The 18,429-nt window shown below is 31.8% G+C and carries 17 protein-coding genes and 1 tRNA gene; 12 read left to right on the forward strand and 6 right to left on the reverse strand.

Annotation, left to right across the window (positions count from 1 at the left end):
* Positions 1–76: 76 nt before the first annotated feature.
* Positions 77–538: an Lrp/AsnC family transcriptional regulator gene (locus tag C7H52_RS09160; protein WP_106463601.1), complete on the reverse strand. Its 462-nt coding sequence runs from the start codon at positions 536–538 to the stop codon at positions 77–79.
* 160 nt (positions 539–698) lie between these two features.
* Here C7H52_RS09160 and C7H52_RS09165 point away from each other — a divergent pair, with 160 nt between their 5' ends.
* The 5 genes from C7H52_RS09165 to C7H52_RS09185 all read left to right on the forward strand — a co-directional run bounded on the left by C7H52_RS09165 (position 699) and on the right by C7H52_RS09185 (position 4,906).
* Positions 699–1,898: an aminotransferase class I/II-fold pyridoxal phosphate-dependent enzyme gene (locus C7H52_RS09165; RefSeq protein ID WP_106463602.1), complete on the forward strand. Its 1,200-nt coding sequence runs from the start codon at positions 699–701 to the stop codon at positions 1,896–1,898.
* 104 nt (positions 1,899–2,002) lie between these two features.
* Positions 2,003–3,484, forward strand: coding sequence for a Na+/H+ antiporter NhaC (gene nhaC, locus C7H52_RS09170; protein WP_106463603.1), 1,482 nt, complete (start codon positions 2,003–2,005; stop codon positions 3,482–3,484).
* Positions 3,485–3,602: 118 nt separating this feature from the next.
* Entirely contained in the window at positions 3,603–4,247 is a 645-nt protein-coding gene (locus tag C7H52_RS09175; protein WP_106463604.1) for a peroxiredoxin, read from the forward strand.
* A gap of 73 nt (positions 4,248–4,320) precedes the next feature.
* On the forward strand, positions 4,321–4,629 hold the full coding sequence (locus tag C7H52_RS09180) for a thioredoxin family protein (protein WP_106463605.1): 309 nt from the start codon (positions 4,321–4,323) through the stop codon (positions 4,627–4,629).
* 19 nt (positions 4,630–4,648) lie between these two features.
* Positions 4,649–4,906, forward strand: a complete 258-nt coding sequence (locus tag C7H52_RS09185; protein ID WP_106463606.1) for a DUF6952 family protein — start codon at positions 4,649–4,651, stop codon at positions 4,904–4,906.
* A gap of 49 nt (positions 4,907–4,955) precedes the next feature.
* On the opposite strand, the gene C7H52_RS09190 is transcribed toward C7H52_RS09185, so the two are convergent.
* From C7H52_RS09190 to C7H52_RS09200, 3 genes are all read right to left on the reverse strand, one after another.
* On the reverse strand, positions 4,956–5,426 hold the full coding sequence (locus C7H52_RS09190) for an ankyrin repeat domain-containing protein (protein WP_106463607.1): 471 nt from the start codon (positions 5,424–5,426) through the stop codon (positions 4,956–4,958).
* A 71-nt stretch (positions 5,427–5,497) separates the two neighbouring features.
* Positions 5,498–7,723: a catalase/peroxidase HPI gene (katG, locus tag C7H52_RS09195; RefSeq protein WP_106463608.1), complete on the reverse strand. Its 2,226-nt coding sequence runs from the start codon at positions 7,721–7,723 to the stop codon at positions 5,498–5,500.
* Positions 7,724–7,907: 184 nt separating this feature from the next.
* On the reverse strand, positions 7,908–8,405 hold the full coding sequence (locus tag C7H52_RS09200; protein ID WP_106463921.1) for a fasciclin domain-containing protein: 498 nt from the start codon (positions 8,403–8,405) through the stop codon (positions 7,908–7,910).
* Between the two features lie 258 nt (positions 8,406–8,663).
* Here C7H52_RS09200 and tpx point away from each other — a divergent pair, with 258 nt between their 5' ends.
* The 6 genes from tpx (at position 8,664) to ribB (ending at position 16,220) form a co-directional block, all read left to right on the forward strand.
* On the forward strand, positions 8,664–9,170 hold the full coding sequence (gene tpx, locus C7H52_RS09205) for a thiol peroxidase (RefSeq protein ID WP_106463609.1): 507 nt from the start codon (positions 8,664–8,666) through the stop codon (positions 9,168–9,170).
* A 141-nt stretch (positions 9,171–9,311) separates the two neighbouring features.
* A complete protein-coding gene (locus tag C7H52_RS09210) occupies positions 9,312–9,683 on the forward strand; it encodes a diacylglycerol kinase family protein (protein WP_106463610.1) in 372 nt (123 codons plus the stop codon).
* Between the two features lie 71 nt (positions 9,684–9,754).
* Positions 9,755–12,202 (forward strand): DNA translocase FtsK, encoded by a 2,448-nt coding sequence (locus tag C7H52_RS09215; protein WP_106463611.1) that lies wholly within the window; start codon positions 9,755–9,757, stop codon positions 12,200–12,202.
* 8 nt (positions 12,203–12,210) lie between these two features.
* Positions 12,211–12,855, forward strand: a complete 645-nt coding sequence (locus tag C7H52_RS09220) for a LolA family protein (protein WP_106463612.1) — start codon at positions 12,211–12,213, stop codon at positions 12,853–12,855.
* Positions 12,856–12,862: 7 nt separating this feature from the next.
* The gene (locus C7H52_RS13570) at positions 12,863–15,055 is read left to right on the forward strand and encodes an LptF/LptG family permease (protein ID WP_106463613.1); all 2,193 of its coding nucleotides are present in this window, start codon (positions 12,863–12,865) and stop codon (positions 15,053–15,055) included.
* A 19-nt stretch (positions 15,056–15,074) separates the two neighbouring features.
* Entirely contained in the window at positions 15,075–16,220 is a 1,146-nt protein-coding gene (ribB, locus tag C7H52_RS09230; protein WP_106463614.1) for a 3,4-dihydroxy-2-butanone-4-phosphate synthase, read from the forward strand.
* A gap of 75 nt (positions 16,221–16,295) precedes the next feature.
* Here ribB and C7H52_RS09235 read toward each other — a convergent pair whose 3' ends face one another.
* Entirely contained in the window at positions 16,296–17,486 is a 1,191-nt protein-coding gene (locus C7H52_RS09235; protein ID WP_106463615.1) for a DegT/DnrJ/EryC1/StrS family aminotransferase, read from the reverse strand.
* A 6-nt stretch (positions 17,487–17,492) separates the two neighbouring features.
* Positions 17,493–18,125, reverse strand: coding sequence for an NAD(P)H-dependent oxidoreductase (locus tag C7H52_RS09240; protein ID WP_106463616.1), 633 nt, complete (start codon positions 18,123–18,125; stop codon positions 17,493–17,495).
* A 166-nt stretch (positions 18,126–18,291) separates the two neighbouring features.
* Between C7H52_RS09240 and C7H52_RS09245 the strand changes: the two genes are divergently transcribed.
* Positions 18,292–18,376, forward strand: a tRNA-Ser gene (locus tag C7H52_RS09245).
* Positions 18,377–18,429 lie beyond the last annotated feature (53 nt).

An 18,429-nucleotide genomic window follows, 5' to 3' on the forward strand; every position in this document is an offset into this window, starting at 1 on the left:
TGTGTTTTGTTGAATTTTTTAAACGATTACAAAAGTACGATTTTGTAATTTGATAGCATATAAAGATTTGTAAAATTTAATCCAGATTAATGGCATGGGTTTGTTTTACTTCATTTATAACAAACATACTATGTGTACTACCTATGTGGTTAATAGTGGTTAATTTTTCAACCATAAATTTTCTAAAAGCTTTCATATCTTTTACAATGACTTTAATTAAATAATCATAATCGCCACTAACATGATAACATTCTAAAATTTCAGGTAATTGAGCAATTTCCTTTTCAAATTTCATAACATAATCCTGCGTATGCTGAATTAATTTAACATGACAAAATGTAACAAAACCCCTATTAATTTTTTCTTTTGAAATGAGCGCCACATAATTTGTGATAAAGCCATTTGATTCTAATTTTCGAATTCTCTCATATACCGCAGTAACCGAAAGGTTGAGCTGATTAGAAAGTGCTTTCGTGGTTTGCTTGCTATCTTCCTGAAGCAGATTTAAAATATTTTTATCTATTGCATCCAATACCATGTGTATGAAAATTTTTCGTTAATAAAACGTAATTATTATTCATTGTTTAAATTTTAATCTAATATACATTATATTAATAGATATAAAAACTAAAATTCACATATACCATTGTAAATACTTCTGCAAAAACAGATATTTGATACTTAAAAGTTTTTTAATTATGGCATTTAAACCTGCAAACGAAATACAAGATTTACAATACTTTGGAGAATTTGGTGGTGTTAACCCATCTATTTCAGACTCCTCTACCTATACCTTTTTATCGGCTAAAACCATGTTCGATACCTTTGAAGGGAACGCAGATGGTTGTTATTTATATTCCAGACATTCTACACCTTCTAACCTTTATTTAGGTGAAGCTTTAGCTGCTATGGAAGGTACAGAAACTGCAAATGTCACCGCTTCTGGTATGGGTGCAATTACACCTGTATTAATGCAATTATGCGGTTCTGGAGACCATATTGTATCCAGCAGAACGATTTATGGTGGAACCTATGCTTATCTTAAAAACTTTATGCCACGCTTTAATGTATCGACTTCTTTTGTGGATATTACTAAATTAGATGCTGTAGAAGCTGCAATTACTAAAAACACCAAAGTTTTATACTGCGAAAGTGTAAGTAATCCATTGTTAGAAGTTGCAGATATTAAAGCATTAGCGGAATTAGCAAAAAAACACAATCTTAAATTAATTGTAGATAATACCTTTTCACCATTAAGTATTTCTCCTGCAAAATTAGGAGCAGATGTGGTTATACACAGCCTTACAAAGTTTATTAATGGATCTAGTGATACTGTTGGTGGTGTTATTTGTGGTACACAGGACTTTATTAATGCATTAAGAAGTGTAAATGATGGCGCGTGTATGCTTTTAGGCTCTACAATGGATAGTCTTAGAGCTGCTTCAATTTTAAAAAACTTAAGAACATTACATATTAGAATGCAGCAACATAGTCTAAATGCGCATTTTTTAGCTGAAAAATTTGAAGGTTTAGGATTAAAAACGGTTTATCCTGGTTTAAAATCGCACCCATCACATAACCAGTTTAAAAGTATGATGAATGATAAGTATGGCTTTGGCGGGATGCTAACTATAGATGTAGGTTCTTTGGACAAAGCCAATGCTTTAATGGAGTTAATGCAAGAAAAAAATCTAGGTTACTTAGCAGTTAGTTTAGGATTTTATAAAACTTTATTTAGCGCACCAGGAAGTTCTACCAGTTCTGAAATTCCTGAAAACGAACAAAAAGAAATGGGCTTAAGTGATGGGTTAATTCGTTTTAGTATTGGTTTAGATGCCGATATTGAACGTACCTTTAAGATGATGCAAGAGTGTATGAAATCTGTTGGTGTTTTATAAACACTGATTAGAAAAGAGTTAGAAATGCCAGAATTGTATTCTGGCTTTTCTATTTGCAAAACTTAGCTTAAAATCGTAACATTACATTTCAATTAATTAACTACATGCAAGACCAATCTAACCTTTCTGAAACAGAAATTCAAGACCAGAAAATTATAAACAATAAAGAATTAAATCTATTAGAAGCTTTAATTCCTGTTGTTATTTTAATGGGCTTATTAGCTTATAATATTTTCTTTGTAGAAGATCAGTTATGGTTTGGAGATTATACCAATCAAATTATATTATTAGTAGGCGGTTTAGTAGCTGCAACTGTTGGCTTCTTTAATAAAGTGACTGTTGTAAATATGCTAAAAGAAGTGTGGGAAAATTTACGCAGTGTTTTTGTACCCATCATGATTTTATTTTTAGTTGGTGCATTGGCTGGAACCTGGTTAATAAGTGGTATTATTCCTGCAATGGTGTATTATGGCTTACAAGTTTTAAATCCAGATATATTTTTACCAGCATCAGTTATTATAGCCGCCATCATCTCTATTGCTACCGGTAGTTCTTGGACTACATCTGCAACAGTTGGTATTGCCTTAATAGGAATAGGTACAGCTTTAGGGATTTCACCTGGGATGATTGCTGGAGCAGTTATTTCTGGAGCTTATTTTGGAGATAAAATGTCTCCTTTAAGTGATACTACAAATCTTGCTCCTGCTATGGCTGGAACGGATTTGTTTACGCATATTAAATACATGACTTTTACAACGGTGCCTACTTTAATAGTTACTCTTATTGTATTTTCTGTTTTAAGTGCGACTATAGACACTACAGGTAATGCAGATATAACTGGTTTGTTACAAACCATAGATACTACTTTTAATATTAGTCCTTATCTTTTTATTGTCCCTGCTGTAGTAATTATTTTAATTCTGTTTAAAACTAAACCTCTTATAGCATTATTATCTGGTGTAGTTTTAGCGGCAGTATTTAGTGTGATTTTCCAGGCAGATGTATTAGAACAGTTAGCTGATAGTCAATTTACTGCTATCTCTAATGCGATATTAACAGACACAAATATTACTACAGAAAATGAAAAGTTAAATGAACTTTTTAGTTCTGGTGGGATGAATGGAATGCTTTGGACCATTTACCTTATTTTGTGTGCAATGGTTTTTGGAGGTATTATGGATGCAATTGGTGCATTAGCCAAAATCACTAAAGAGTTGCTTAAATTAGCATCTTCTGTATTCGGTTTATTTGCAAGTACAGTTATTAGTTGTTTAGGTTTAAACGCTATAGCTAGTGACCAGTACTTAGCTATTGTAATTCCTGGTAAAATGTTTAAAAAAGCCTATCAAGATAAAGGCCTAGCTCCAGAGAACTTAAGTAGAACATTAGAAGATTCTGGTACTGTAACTTCTGTATTAATCCCATGGAACACTTGTGGAGCCTATCAAAGTGGTGTTTTAGGTGTAAGTGTAGCAGACTATTTTGTGTATGCTGTATTTAATTGGTTAAGCCCATTTACAACCTTACTATTTGCTGCTTTAAACATCAAAATCAGACAGTTAACCACAAAAAAAGTAGCGGTCTAAATTTGCTATAAACAAAACTTATTCTTGCATAAATATTTAAAATTTTATTAACAGGCAAAGCCCCAAAAGGACTGTATATTTGCACTGAATTTAATTTTAATTATTTAAACACATATTTATGGCATTTGTAGGAAAAAAATTCCCGAATTTAAGCGTTAACGCAATGAATGAAATGGGCGATACTTTTAAAGTAAACGTTCTTGAAGAAGCAATTAATAATAAGAAGAAAGTAGTTTTATTCTGGTATCCTAAAGATTTTACATTTGTTTGTCCAACTGAATTACATGCTTTCCAAGCAGCTTTACCTGAATTTGAAAAAAGAAATACTATTGTAATTGGCGCATCTTGTGATACTGCTGAAGTACACTTCGCGTGGTTAAGCGCATCAAAAGATAATGGAGGTATTGAAGGTATAACTTACCCTTTATTAGCAGATTCTAACCGTAACTTAGCTTCTACATTAGGTATTTTAGATATTTCTAATGAGCAGTATAACGAAGAAACTGGTGTTGTAACTGTAGATGGTGACAATGTAACTTTCAGAGCGACTTATATTATAGATGAAGAAGGTACTGTTCAGCATGAAAGTATTAACAACATGCCTTTAGGTAGAAATGTAAACGAATACTTAAGAATAGTAGATGCTTTAACTCACGTACAGGAAAAAGGAGAAGTATGTCCTGCTAACTGGGAAGAAGGAAAAGAGGCTATGCAAGCTAACGCAAAAGGTACTGCTGAGTATTTAGCAAAACACTTAAACTAAATAACTAATATATAGTTTTAAATCCTTCCAAATTTTCCTTTTTGGGAGGATTTATAATTTAAACCCATTTATTATGTTACAAGAATTAGAAAATGATCACCTTGATCAAATTATTAAAGATAACGAAACTGTAGTGGTTCAATACTCTGCTACTTGGTGTGGAAACTGCCGTATCATGAAACCAAAGTTTAAAAAATTAGCTACGGAAAATGAATCTGTTGCATTCGTAATTGCTGATGCTGAAAAATTTCCTGAGTCAAGAAAATTAGCTAACGTAGACAATCTACCTACATTTGCTACATTTAAAAATGGAGCATTTGTAAATCAGACACAAACCAACAAATTTGACGTTTTAAAAGACCTTGTAAACGAAGTTATTTAATTTTTTAAGTTACAAACCTATGAAATTACCTGTTATAAAACATTTGACGCAATTTATTGAAGATAATGACGAAGATTATGTTGTAGAAACCATTGAAACCTTAGAAGCTTTAACCGAAGTATCTTCTTTAAAAGATGAAGAGTTAGATGTAATAGGTGAATTAATTTCTAATATGTATGGTGCTTTAGAAGTTAGAAAAATGACTAAAGAAGGTACGCCGCAAAAAGAAGCCTTAAACACTTTTATGAAGCGTGTGTTAGGCTCTATCGATAAATAGTAAACCTGAATATAAATAAAAAAGTCACTTTTTACAAAGTGACTTTTTTTTAGTTTAATAAATTAACTAAAGCTTCAAATTTCTTTTCTCTGGCGTAATCTAAAGCCGTTTTATGATTATGGTCTTTTATGGATTGATCTGCCTTATGATTTAATAAGGTTTTCACCACTTCAATTTGATTATACTGTGCGGCAAAAGATAAGGCAGTTGTTCCATTGTTGTTTATTTGGTTTACTTCTGCATTGTGTTGAAGCAATAATTTTACAAGTTCTAAATTCCCCTTAAAACTTACTCCAATTAATGCGGTATTCCCTGAGGCATCCCTTTCATTTATAGGCGCATTAAACCTTAACAAGCATTGCGTAGCATCCAAATTATCAAAATAAGTCGCAAAAATTAAAGGAGTAAAACCCCTTGCATCTTTAGCATTGACTAATTCAGTATTTGCTACTAATAACGCTTCTAATTGCGTTGTGTTTCCTATTTTTATACGTTCAAATAAATTTTCAACAGTATTCATAAACTTTCATTTAAATAAAAAAAGGAACTATAATATAACTTATAAGTTCCATTTTAACATTTAATAATTTATTATTTTAAATCGAATCGATCCAGATGCATTACTTTAGTCCAAGCCGCTACAAAATCTTTTACAAAACGGTCTTGTCCATCGTTAGCACCATATACTTCCGCTACTGCTCTTAATTCAGTATTAGAACCAAATATTAAATCGGCACGAGTACCTTTAAATTTAACTTCTCCAGTATTTCGGTTTTTACCTTCAAAATAATGATCATCATCAGAGGTTGATTTCCATGTATAAGTGAAATCTAAAATATTCTTAAAGAAATCATTAGTTAAATAACCTACGTTGTCTGTAAAAACTCCGTGATTTGAACCATCATAATTAGCCCCTAACACACGTAAACCTCCAACTAAAACAGTCATTTCTGGAATAGAAAGTGTTAGTAAATTTGCTTTATCTATTAATAATTCTTCCGCAGCAATAGACATATTAGGTTTTATATAATTTCTAAACCCATCTGCAAGAGGTTCTAAATAGCCAAAACCTTCCACATCGGTTTGTTCTTGTGTAGCGTCTCCTCTACCTGGTGTAAATGTAACATCAATATGGTAACCACTATTTTTTAAAGCTTTTTCTACACCTACATTTCCCGCTAACACAATAAGATCTGCCATAGTTATTCGAGCTTCAAATTCGCTTCTAATCTCTTCTAAAGTTTTTAAAACTTTATCTAACTCCTTGGGATTGTTAACTTCCCAGCTTCGTTCTGGCTCTAATCTAATTCTTGCACCATTAGCTCCACCTCTGTTGTCCGAACCTCTAAATGTTGAAGCAGAAGCCCAAGCCGTAGTAACCAGCTGAGAAATACTTAAACCTGAATTTGAGATACGCTCTTTAAGTGATTCTAATTCCGCATCACTTAACGCATAATGCATTGTAGGAATAGGATCTTGCCATAACAGCTCTTCATTTGGGACTTCTGGTCCTAAATATCTAGAAATTGGTCCTAAATCTCTATGAGTTAATTTATACCAAGCACGTGCAAACGCGTCTTCAAATGCTTTATGATCTTTATGAAAACGTTTTGAAATTTCTAAATACGCCGGATCTGTTTTTAAAGCAATATCTGCAGTAGTCATCATTAATTCCTGGGTTGCATTTGGATTTCCTGCTCGTGGAGCCATTTTGGCATTAGATGCAGCTGTAGGTTTCCACTGGTGCGCACCTGCTGGACTCTTAGTTAATTCCCAATCGTAGTTTAAGAGCACATCAAAATAATCGGCATCCCATTGTGTTGGGTTTGGTGTCCATGCACCTTCTATACCACTAGTAATTGTATCTTCTAATTTACCGGTTTGGAATGAATTTTTCCAACCTGTACTCATTTCTTCAATAGAAGCTCCATGAGGTTCTTTACCTACATATTTATTTGGATCTGCCGCACCATGCGCTTTACCAAACGTATGTCCTCCTGCTACAAGTGCTACGGTTTCTTCGTCGTTCATTGCCATTCTACCAAAAGTTTCTCTTACGTTTTTAGCAGAACCCATAGGATCTGGAACACCATTTGGACCTTCTGGATTTACATAAATCCATCCCATCATTACGGCTGCTAAAGGATCTTCTAAATCTCCATTTTCATATCTTTTATCGTTAGCGCCCCATTCTGTTTCACTACCCCAATATATATCTTGTTCAGGTTCCCAAACGTCTTCACGACCTCCGGCAAAACCAAATGTTGGAAAGCCCATAGATTCTAACGCGCAATTTCCTGCTAAAATCATTAAATCTGCCCATGAAATTTTATTACCATATTTTTGTTTAATTGGCCATAATAATAATCTTGCTTTATCTAAATTTCCATTATCTGGCCATGAATTAATAGGAGCAAATCTTTGGTTTCCAGAACCTGCTCCACCTCTACCATCTCCAACTCTATACGTACCAGCACTATGCCAAGCCATACGAATCATAAGTCCCCCGTAATGTCCATAATCTGCAGGCCACCACTCTTGAGAATTTGTCATAAAATCTACTAAATCCTTTTTCAAAGCTTCATAATCTAAACTCTTAAAGGCTTCAGCATAATTGAAATCTTCGCCCATAGGATTAGATTTTGAGGCATGCTGTCTAAGTGTATTTAGTTTTAACTCATTTGGCCACCAGTCTCGATTACTTGTTCCTCCACCAGCAGTTTGATTTGTGGTTCCACTTAAAAAGGGACATTTTGAACTTTCGTTGATGTCAAAGTTTTTTCCGTGTGGTGTGTTAGAATTAGATGTATTTTCCATTTTAATTGATTTTTAGTAAGATTTTATAAGATATAAAATTATCACATTTCACATCTTGTATATTTTTAAAAAGATTGAAAATTATTATCAAACTATCAATAGAACTAATACTATAACATTTATTCATAAAAAAAACACATACTAAAAAGCATGTGTTTCTATATCTATTGTTACTCTTTAAGATTTATGATTTCGGCAAAACAACCTTATCAATAACATGTATAACACCATTAGACTGGTTTACATTCGCTATAGTTACTTTCGCAGTATTTCCGTTTTCATCATTAATATAAACGTCTTTACCTTTCATCCAAGCCGTTAAAGTTCCTCCGGCAACTGTTTTCAATTCAGCTTTACCATCCATTTTCTTAATCATTTTTACTAAATCTGCAGCTTTATAATCTCCTGCAACAACATGATATTTTAAGACAGCTTGTAATGTTGTCTTGTTCTCTGGCTTTAATAATGTTTCTACGGTTCCTTCAGGTAGTTTTGCAAAGGCATCATTTGTAGGAGCAAATACAGTAAAAGGTCCTTTACTTGATAAAACCTCTACTAAGTCTGCTGCCTTAACTGCTGCTACTAAAGTGGTGTGATCTTTAGAATTTACAGCATTTTCAACGATGTTTTTAGAAGGATACATGGCTGCTCCACCAACCATAACAGTTTTTTCTTCCATCATTTTATCTTGTGCAAAACCGAAAGTTGCTGTAGATAATGCCACTACTAATAATCCTTGTTTTAATACTTTTAATGTGTTCATAATAGTTTATTTTAAGTTGTTAATATGCCCTATAAACGTTTACGCTTGACTGTTGGTTTTTTTTAATACGTTCTTTAACACGATATTAACACGAACAACATTTTTTTTAAGATTTACTTTTGATTTAATGGTGGTTTTAGACTTAACTTTACTTTGAATTTTAATACTCATATATCTATGGCGACTATAACATTTAAAGGAGAACCAGCACACACAGTTGGAGAATTACCAAAAAACAATTCTAAAGCACCAGACTTTAAATTGGTCAATTCAGATTTATCTGAAAAAAGTTTGAAAGATTATAAAGGACAACATGTTATTCTAAATATTTTCCCGAGTGTAGATACTGGCATTTGTGCAACTTCGGTAAGAAATTTTAATAAAGAGGCTAGTGAATTAGAAAACACAAAAGTATTGTGTGTTTCTAAAGATTTACCTTTTGCATTTTCACGTTTCTGTGCTGCAGAAGGTTTAAATAACGTTGAAACCTTATCAGATTTTAAAACTGGACAATTTGGTAAAGACTATGGCGTTACTATGGCAGACACTCCTTTTTCTGAATTATTATCTAGGGCTGTTGTGGTAATTAATAAAGATGGAAACGTGGTATATACTGAACAAGTTCCAGAAATTGCTCAAGAACCAAACTATAAAGCTGCTTTAGAAGCTGTTGCGAACTTATAGTTTACTGGAGTCTAAAGTTTTAAAAAAAGACCAATTTTGGTCTTTTTTTTATGTTTTATTCCAAATAAACATTAAAATTTAGACAGCAAACTTAAGTAAAGCCAAGTTAAAATTTATATTTTTACCAGATTAATATATCTCATGCAAAACAGAGAAGGAAATTTTATAATAAATAGAATTAAAAGTGTTAAATATGCCTTAAAAGGTGCGTATTTATTAGTAAGATTTGAGCCTAGCATACAGGTTCAAGTTATAATAGCTATAGTAATGTGTGGCTTAGGATTTTATTTTAATATCTCTTCTACAGAATGGATTTTGCAATTATTAACCATTAGTTTAGTTATAAGTATTGAAGGCATAAACACGGCTATTGAGAAAATAGCAGACTTTATACATCCAAATTTTAATATCTCTATTGGTTTAATAAAAGATGTCGCTGCAGGTGCCGTTTTTATAGCTTCTGTTTTTGCTGTAATAATTGGTTTAATTATATACCTGCCTAAAATTATCTAACTTAAAAACCCATCAAAAAAAATTAAATTATTATTTAGTATTTTCAACTCATCAAAAAATAAACTTCATTAATGCCTAAAAAAAGCACAAAAAAACCAAAAGTGGCTAAAACACCTAAGTTTAAATTTAAGCGTCCAAGTTTAAAATTAAACAATCAGCAAAGACTTATTTTAGGTAGTTTGTTTGTTATTTTAGGTCTGTTGTTTTTTATAGCGTTTGTGTCTTTTCTATTTACAGGTCAGGCAGATCAAAGTACTATTAACGAATTTGGAAATAAAACTATTGAATCACAAAATTGGCTAAGCAAATCTGGCGCTTGGTTAAGTGATTTGTTTATTGCTAAAGGGTTTGGTATAGCTTCTTTTATGTTTTGTTGGCTTATGTTTTTAACTGGTGTTTTTGTACTTACTAATGCACCAAAACAACGTATCGTAAACCAATGGTTCTGGGGTACTATCATTGTTTTTTGGTTTTCTATATTATTTGGTTTTTTTACCTCAAAAAAAGATATTTTGAGTGGTATTGTTGGTTATGAAATTAACGATTATCTCCAAATTTACATTGGCAAAGTTGGCATCATATTGCTTCTAGTTTTTGCATTAATTACATATCTAGCCATTCGATTTAAAGTAACTCCACAAAGTATTGCTGCTTTATTTAAACGTGCTAAAAGCAATATCTCTTCAGAATTTGACGCTGCAAAAGACGATATTATTCCTGTAGATAATACTTTAACAGACGAAGCTGATGCGATAAAAGAGGCTTTCAATATTAAAGAAAATGAAATATTAGAAAGTAAACTTGAAGATGCTGAAAAACTTCAAATTGAAGAAGAGCAGATATCTGAAGAAAGTCCAAAAGTTGAACAAGTCATCACTTCTACCGACGAATTTGAAATAGAAATTCCTAAAAATGAAGATGAAGAAGCTTTATTAGATATAGAAGTTGAAAAAATTCAGGAGGAGAAATCTGAAACAAATAATCTTGCTGATAAACTAGTAGCCGATTTTGGCGAATTTGATCCGAAATTAGAATTAAGTAATTTTAAATTTCCACCACTCGACTTATTAAAAAAATATGATAATGAAGGTGTTACAATTAATCAGGAAGAATTAGAAGATAATAAAAACCGAATTGTAGAAACCTTAAACAACTATAAAATCGGGATTTCAAGCATTAAAGCTACCATTGGTCCTACAGTTACTCTTTATGAAATTGTACCTGAAGCTGGTATTAGAATTTCAAAAATAAAAAATCTGGAGGATGATATTGCCTTATCACTATCAGCTTTAGGAATACGAATTATAGCACCAATTCCAGGAAAAGGGACCATAGGTATTGAAGTGCCTAATAAAAATGCTACAATAGTTTCTATGCGATCTGTAATTGCATCACAAAAATTTCAAAAAAGTGATATGCAATTACCTATTGCTATTGGTAAAACCATTAGTAATGAAACTCTTGTTATAGATTTAGCTAAAATGCCTCACTTACTAATGGCAGGAGCTACAGGACAAGGTAAATCGGTTGGTTTAAATGCGGTCTTAACCTCATTACTTTATAAAAAACATCCCGCGGAAGTAAAGTTTGTTCTGGTAGATCCTAAAAAAGTAGAGCTTACCTTATTTAATAAAATTGAGCGTCATTATTTAGCTAAACTTCCAGATGAAGCCGAAGCAATTATTACAGATAACACTAAAGTGATCCATACACTTAATTCGCTTTGTATAGAAATGGATAACCGTTACGAAATGCTTAAAAATGCATTATGTCGGAACATAACAGAGTATAATAAGAAATTTAAAGACCGTAAATTAAATCCAAATGAAGGTCATCAGTATTTACCATACATAGTGTTGGTAGTCGATGAGTTTGCTGATTTAATTATGACTGCTGGTAAAGAAGTAGAAACTCCTGTTGCCCGTTTAGCACAATTAGCTCGTGCTATTGGTATACACTTAATTATTGCAACCCAACGTCCGTCTGTAAACGTAATAACAGGTATTATAAAAGCCAATTTCCCAGCTCGTATTGCCTTTAGAGTATCCAGTAAGATAGATTCTAGAACTATTTTAGATGCTGGTGGTGCCGACCAATTAATTGGTCGTGGAGATATGCTATATACGCAAGGTAATGATATGATTCGTATACAGTGTGCATTTGTAGATACTCCTGAAGTTGAAAGTATTGTAGATTACATTGGTAATCAAAAAGCCTATCCGGATGCATACCTACTTCCAGAATATGTTGGAGAAGAAAGTGGCACAGGTATTGATATAGATATAGAAGACCGAGACAAACTATTTAGAGAAGCTTGCGAAATTATTGTAACCGCACAACAAGGTTCGGCCTCTTTATTACAACGTAAATTAAAATTAGGTTATAATAGAGCTGGACGAATTATAGACCAGCTAGAAGCAGCAGGTATTGTTGGTGGATTTGAAGGTAGTAAAGCAAGACAAGTATTAGTTCCGGATTTAGTCGCATTAGATCAATTATTAGAAAACGAAAAAAATTAAGTTTAAAGATGAAAAAAATCATTTTAATTTTAACAGTCTTATTAAGTACAACCGCTTTATTTGCACAGAATGATGCCAAAGCAAAAGGACTATTAACCGAGGTGTCTAATAAAGCAAAAAGCTATAAAAATATTAGTATAGACTTTAAATACGTTCTTGAAAACCTGAAAGAAAACATAAACCAGGAAACCCGTGGGGATGTTGTTATGGAAGGCAATAAGTACAAATTAAATATCTTAGGGATTACCAGAATATTTGATGGAAAAAAATTATACACTATTTCTCCCGAAGATGAAGAAATTACCATTTCTACAGAAGACAGTAGTGATGAAAATACAATAACCCCAAGTAAAATGCTTTCTTTCTACGAAAAAGGATTTACTTATAAAATGGATATTATTCAAAATATCAAAGGTCGTAAGGTCCAATACGTAAAATTAACTCCAATAAAATCTTCATCAGAAATAAAATATGTGCTTTTAGGAATAGATAATGAAACAAAACACATCTATAATTTAATTGAAGTTGGAAAAAATGGAACAAAAACCACTTTAACCGTAAATTCTTTTAAAACTAACGAAGCTTTATCAAAATCCTTATTTACCTTTGACAGTTCAAAGTACACAGATTACTATATTAATAAATTGGATTAACCATTAAGTGAAAATATTAGACAGGTACATATTAAAAACCTTCTTAAAAACTTTTATCAGCGTGTTTGTAATTCTCATGCTGATTTTTGTATTACAAGCTATTTGGCTTTATATTAAAGAGTTGGCTGGAAAAGATTTAGACATCGCAACTGTTCTAAAATTCTTGTTTTACATTACTCCTACTCTAATACCACTTATTTTACCACTTACCATTCTATTATCATCTATAATGGTGTTTGGTTCTTTTGCAGAAAACTATGAGTTTGCTGCTATGAAATCGACAGGGATTTCGTTGCAAAGAGCCATGATGAGTTTAAGTATATTTATAGGGTTTCTGGCGTTAATTACATTCTTTTTTAGTAATAATGTAATTCCTTGGGCTGAGTATGAAAGTTATAATCTTAGAAAAAATATAGCCAAATTAAAACCTGCAATGGTTATTGCAGAAGGTCAATTTAATAATATTGGAGATGATTTCAATATAAAGGTTGAAGAGAAATCTGGAGAAAACGGACAGTTTTTAAAAAATATTATTATCCATCAAAAAACTTCTAATCGCTCTACAAACCATAAAACCACCATTGCTAAAAATGGTGAATTATTAAGTGCAGAAGATTCCAATATTCTAAAACTAGTTCTTTTTGATGGTTACTATTATGACGACACACCTCCAAAAAATCCAATGGAGCGAAGAAAATATCCATTTACAAAAACCTATTTTAAAAAGTACGTTACTAATATCGATTTATCACAGCTAAATAATATTGATTTAGATGATAAACAAACTACAGATAAATATAGTATGCTTAATATTTTAGATTTAAATTATGCTATAGATTCATTAAAAAAACAACGTATTAAGCATAATGAAGAATTTTCTCAAACAGTATTTAAACGTACAAATGTTGAAAGTCTAAATCAAAATATTTCTATTGATAGTCTTAATAATCTAAACATAAAAAAGCCCTCAAACCTCTTGTCTGTATTTGAACCAAAAAAACAAGTTCAAATTTTAGATTATGCAATAAACACCTTAACTAGTACAACATCTATAATTGAAAATAAAAAATTATTTAATACCGGAGAACAGAATTACTTAAATAAACATGGTCTTGCTTTGCACAAAAAATTTGCTTTGGCTGCAGCTTGTATCATTTTATTTTTTGTTGGCGCTCCATTAGGCGCATTAATTAGAAAAGGCGGCATGGGTTTGCCACTTGTAATTGCTATAGTTTTATTTTTAACCTATCATTTTATAGGTCTATTTGCCGAAAACAGTGCTAAATCTGGCTCTTTAAATCCTGTTCTTGCTGCGTGGTTTTCTACATTAATTATGTTTCCTTTAAGTATTTTCTTAACTCGAAGAGCAACAGCAGATAGAGGTATTTTTGAGTTTGATCATATTATAGAGCCTATTAAGAAAAAGCTCGGTATTTCATTTAAAAAAAATAATATCTCTAAGCCATTATTAAAAAATGAATTAGACAAAGAGGCCTATATAAAGGCAAAATCAAAATATAGTAACAGCACTGTAAATTGTAAAATTGCTCTTATTAGTTATAGTTCTAGTCTTATTTTATTACTTCTTTATTTTATATTTAAGAATAATGAATTACCTGCTTTATCACTATCTAGTATACAATTAAGCGCTCTTACATTCATTATATACACTATAACTTTTGTAAAAAGTTTAGTTTTTAGAAATCAATATGTAAAACTATCAAAGGAAACCTCTATATCAATTATTACACTACTATTTGGATATTTAATTTTTCCATTAGCCTATTTAAAACTTAGATACACAAAGTATCAAATTAGTGAGTTGCGAGAACACAAAGAAACATTAGTATTTAATAAAGAATTGATAAAGACTACTAAGGCAATAAAATTATTTAAAGCCTACAATATAAGCGCTACGATAGCATTAGTAAGTTATTTTATCCCGATAATAGTTGTTCCGGCATATTTTATTTTAAAAAATAACAAATTGGAAGCCTTAGGGTTTTCGGGATTACAGCTAAGCCTCTTCGCATTAATAGTCTATATTATTTTTGCATTAAAATCGATTCAATATATAAATAAGTATTTTAAATATATTGGATTAAAAGAAATAACAAGTTTTGAAATTATTTTAGCTTTAATAGCATATCCTTATTTTTATAAAGTAAATAATAAAATCGTTGAAAATTCTCAGAAATAGTTCAACAAATATGAAAATCATGAGTACAATTACAGAGAAAAAAACACAATTAAATACTATACAAGAAGCTATAAACGACATTAAGGCAGGTAAAGTGATTATTGTGGTGGATGATGAAGATAGAGAAAATGAAGGCGATTTTTTAGCTGCTGCAGAAATGGTGACTCCAGAGATGGTGAACTTTATGGCAACTCATGGTCGAGGTTTAATTTGCACGCCGCTTACAGAAAAACGCTGTAAAGAATTAGATTTACATGCCATGGTAACCAACAATACCGATCATATGGAGACGGCTTTTACGGTTTCTGTAGATTTAAAAGGTAAAGGAGTAACCACAGGTATTTCGGCTGGAGATAGAGCATTAACTATTCAATCTTTAATTAATCCAGAGACAAAACCTTTTGATTTAGCACGTCCGGGACATATTTTTCCATTAATAGCCAAAGAAGGTGGTGTTTTAAGACGTACAGGACACACTGAAGCAGCTATAGATTTTGCGCGTCTTGCTGGTTTACAACCCGCTGGAGTAATTGTGGAAATCATGAATGAAGATGGTACTATGGCACGTTTACCACAACTTCTGGAAGTTGCCAAACGCTTTGATTTAAAAATAGTTTCTATCGAAGATTTAGTAGCTTATAGAATGGACCATGATTCTTTAATTACAAAAAAGGAAGACTTTAATATTGAAACACGATTTGGCCAATTTAGACTTCGTGCCTACCAACAAACCACTAATAATCAAGTTCATATTGCTTTAACTAAAGGCGAATGGACGGCAAATGAAACTATTTTAACCCGAGTAAATTCTAATTTAATTAATAACGACATTCTAGGAACCTTAACCAATAATGCCGATAAAAAATTAGACAGTATGTTTAAGGTTATTAATGAAGCTGGCAAAGGAGCTATTTTATTTATCAACCAAGAATCTCAAAATATAAATTTACTACAACGCATTACAGAGCTTAAAGCATTACAAAAACCAAATGAAGTCGTGAAGGCGCCAGAAATTATTATGGATGCTAAAGATTTTGGTATTGGTGCTCAAATTTTACACGATTTGAACATTCATAAATTAAAACTTATCTCAAATTCACAACAAACCAAACGTGTTGGCATGATTGGCTATGGTTTAGAAATTGTAGAGTACGTTGGCTATTAAGATGTTATAGATGAATAAAAAAGGCAGTTAAATATCTGCCTTTTTTATTAAAAATTATTTGCTTTAAATATATCATTAAAATTTTTCAATAATAGCTTTCATTTTCTGAGCTCTTAGCTTCACTTCTTCTTCTGTCCAACCAATTTTTATTAAACAGGAGATATTTCTACCAATAAAGTGGTCGGATTTAGAAAAATCTTGAGTCGAAATTTTAGATAATCCTTCTGTTACAGCATCTGATAAAGGAAATAAACTTTTTGCTTCTTTTAAATGTTCCCATTTACGCACATAATGCCAGTTGTTATCGTAATAATGAAAACACGCATCAATACCTTCAGCTTTAAAATCGGACATTACGCTTCTTGCGATATCTAAGGTTGGTAAAAAAAAGTTTAAAAAAGCATAACTTTCTTCGCCTCCTTCAGGAACTGTTCTAAATTGAACGTTACTTAAGGGTTTAAGTTCCTCTCTTAAAACAGTATAATGTTTCTTTTGAAGTGCTAAAAATTCATCTAAACGCTTAAACTGAGCTAAACCTACCGCAGCATTCAATTCGGAAATTCTAAAATTATAGCCTAAATAGGGATGTGTTTCTGCGCCTCTATCATTTCCTATATGGTCATGACCATGGTCCTGATATAAATCTGCTTTAATAGCTAAGTCCTTAGTATTTGTAATAATTGCTCCGCCTTCTCCGCAAGTTACGGTCTTCACAAAGTCAAATGAAAAACAGCCAACATCACCAATAGTGCCCAAATACTTACCATTGTAGGTGCCGCCAATTGCCTGACATGCGTCTTCAATTAGAGTTAAATTATTTGACTCACAAATTTCTTGTAATACATTTAAATTAGCCATACTACCACACATATGCACAGGCATAATTGCTTTAGTTTTAGATGTAATAGCCTTCTTAACAGCATCGGGGCAAAGTGTTAATGTATCGTCTATATCCACTAAAACTGGTGTTGCTCCTAACATCAAAACAGCTTCAAAACTAGCAACAAAAGTAAATGTTGGCATAATAACCTCGTCTCCTGCTCCTACGCCAGCCAATGCCATAGCTACAGAAACTGCTGCAGTACCACTAGAAACCAATTGTGCGTGTTGTACATTAAATTTTTCTTGTATTTCAGCTTCTAAGTCTCTAGCTTTAAATACATTATTACGCATACCATCAAAACCATAACGCATTAATATACCTGTTTCCAGTACATCATTTACTTCCTTACGCTCTAAATCGCTAAACTTTTCAAATCCTGGCATTGTACATTATTTAATATCTATAATTACTTCGTTTAATGACTTTCTCACTTTCTTAAAATGAGCAAACATATCATCTTCTGCTCTAAAACCTATAGGCATAACTAGTACCGATTTTAAATTTTTCTGAGCTAAGTTAAATCGTTTATCATAAGCTTCTGCGGAAAAACCTTCCATAGGACAAGCATCTATTCCTAAACTTGCACAAACCGTTAATAGATTTCCCATTGCAATATAGGCTTGCTTGGTTGCCCACTGCTCTATATCTTCTTGTGTCTTTGTATTAAAGTCTGCAATCAAAAAATCCCTAAAACCTTTTAATATGCTATCTGGCGTATCTCTAATTAATTTTACACGTTCAAAATAATTTTTAATATAGTCTTTATCAATTTTAGTCTCTATACAAAAGACCAAAACATGCGATGCTTGAGAAACTTGCAACTGATTCATTGAATCTGCAACCAACTGATCCTGAATAATCTTGTTTTTTATAACCAACATCTTAACAGGTTGTAATCCATAAGAAGTTGCTGTTAAATTAAACGCTTCCTTAAGTTGATAAATTAATTCTTCTGAAATAATTTTACTAGAATTAAACTTTTTAGTAGCGTATCTAACTTTTAATGCATCAATGATACTCATTATTTATTTTTTTTGTAAAAATAATGAACGCTATAGATTAAACATAAGCATTCACATAAAATTGAGAAATTATTATTTTTAAAAAAATCTATTTTTTGTTTGATTACATCAAAAAAGGATATTATATTTGCACTCGCATTTAGGGAATACCTAATGAGACACTCAAGGAGAAATGGCAGAGTGGTCGAATGCGGCAGTCTTGAAAACTGTTGAGGGTCACACCTCCGGGGGTTCGAATCCCTCTTTCTCCGCTAAAACCTCGAAATTTACTTTTCGAGGTTTTTTTTTAACTCAACTTCTTTAA

The organism is Aurantibacter aestuarii (assembly GCF_003008425.1).
GTDB classification, from domain to species: Bacteria; Bacteroidota; Bacteroidia; order Flavobacteriales; family Flavobacteriaceae; genus Aurantibacter; species Aurantibacter aestuarii.

Excerpts from the sequence above, each read along its gene's own strand:
- C7H52_RS09160 (WP_106463601.1), bottom strand. The coding sequence starts at position 538 with ATGGTATTGGATGCAATAGATAAAAATATTTTAAATCTGCTTCAGGAA.
- katG (WP_106463608.1), bottom strand. The coding sequence starts at position 7,723 with ATGGAAAATACATCTAATTCTAACACACCACACGGAAAAAACTTTGAC.
- C7H52_RS09175 (WP_106463604.1), top strand. The coding sequence starts at position 3,603 with ATGGCATTTGTAGGAAAAAAATTCCCGAATTTAAGCGTTAACGCAATG.
- C7H52_RS09180 (WP_106463605.1), top strand. The coding sequence starts at position 4,321 with ATGTTACAAGAATTAGAAAATGATCACCTTGATCAAATTATTAAAGAT.
- ribB (WP_106463614.1), top strand. The coding sequence starts at position 15,075 with ATGAGTACAATTACAGAGAAAAAAACACAATTAAATACTATACAAGAA.
- C7H52_RS09215 (WP_106463611.1), top strand. The coding sequence starts at position 9,755 with ATGCCTAAAAAAAGCACAAAAAAACCAAAAGTGGCTAAAACACCTAAG.
- C7H52_RS09185 (WP_106463606.1), top strand. The coding sequence starts at position 4,649 with ATGAAATTACCTGTTATAAAACATTTGACGCAATTTATTGAAGATAAT.
- tpx (WP_106463609.1), top strand. The coding sequence starts at position 8,664 with ATGGCGACTATAACATTTAAAGGAGAACCAGCACACACAGTTGGAGAA.
- C7H52_RS09235 (WP_106463615.1), bottom strand. The coding sequence starts at position 17,486 with ATGCCAGGATTTGAAAAGTTTAGCGATTTAGAGCGTAAGGAAGTAAAT.
- C7H52_RS09165 (WP_106463602.1), top strand. The coding sequence starts at position 699 with ATGGCATTTAAACCTGCAAACGAAATACAAGATTTACAATACTTTGGA.
- C7H52_RS09190 (WP_106463607.1), bottom strand. The coding sequence starts at position 5,426 with ATGAATACTGTTGAAAATTTATTTGAACGTATAAAAATAGGAAACACA.
- C7H52_RS09220 (WP_106463612.1), top strand. The coding sequence starts at position 12,211 with ATGAAAAAAATCATTTTAATTTTAACAGTCTTATTAAGTACAACCGCT.
- nhaC (WP_106463603.1), top strand. The coding sequence starts at position 2,003 with ATGCAAGACCAATCTAACCTTTCTGAAACAGAAATTCAAGACCAGAAA.
- C7H52_RS09240 (WP_106463616.1), bottom strand. The coding sequence starts at position 18,125 with ATGAGTATCATTGATGCATTAAAAGTTAGATACGCTACTAAAAAGTTT.
- C7H52_RS09210 (WP_106463610.1), top strand. The coding sequence starts at position 9,312 with ATGCAAAACAGAGAAGGAAATTTTATAATAAATAGAATTAAAAGTGTT.
- C7H52_RS09200 (WP_106463921.1), bottom strand. The coding sequence starts at position 8,405 with ATGATGGAAGAAAAAACTGTTATGGTTGGTGGAGCAGCCATGTATCCT.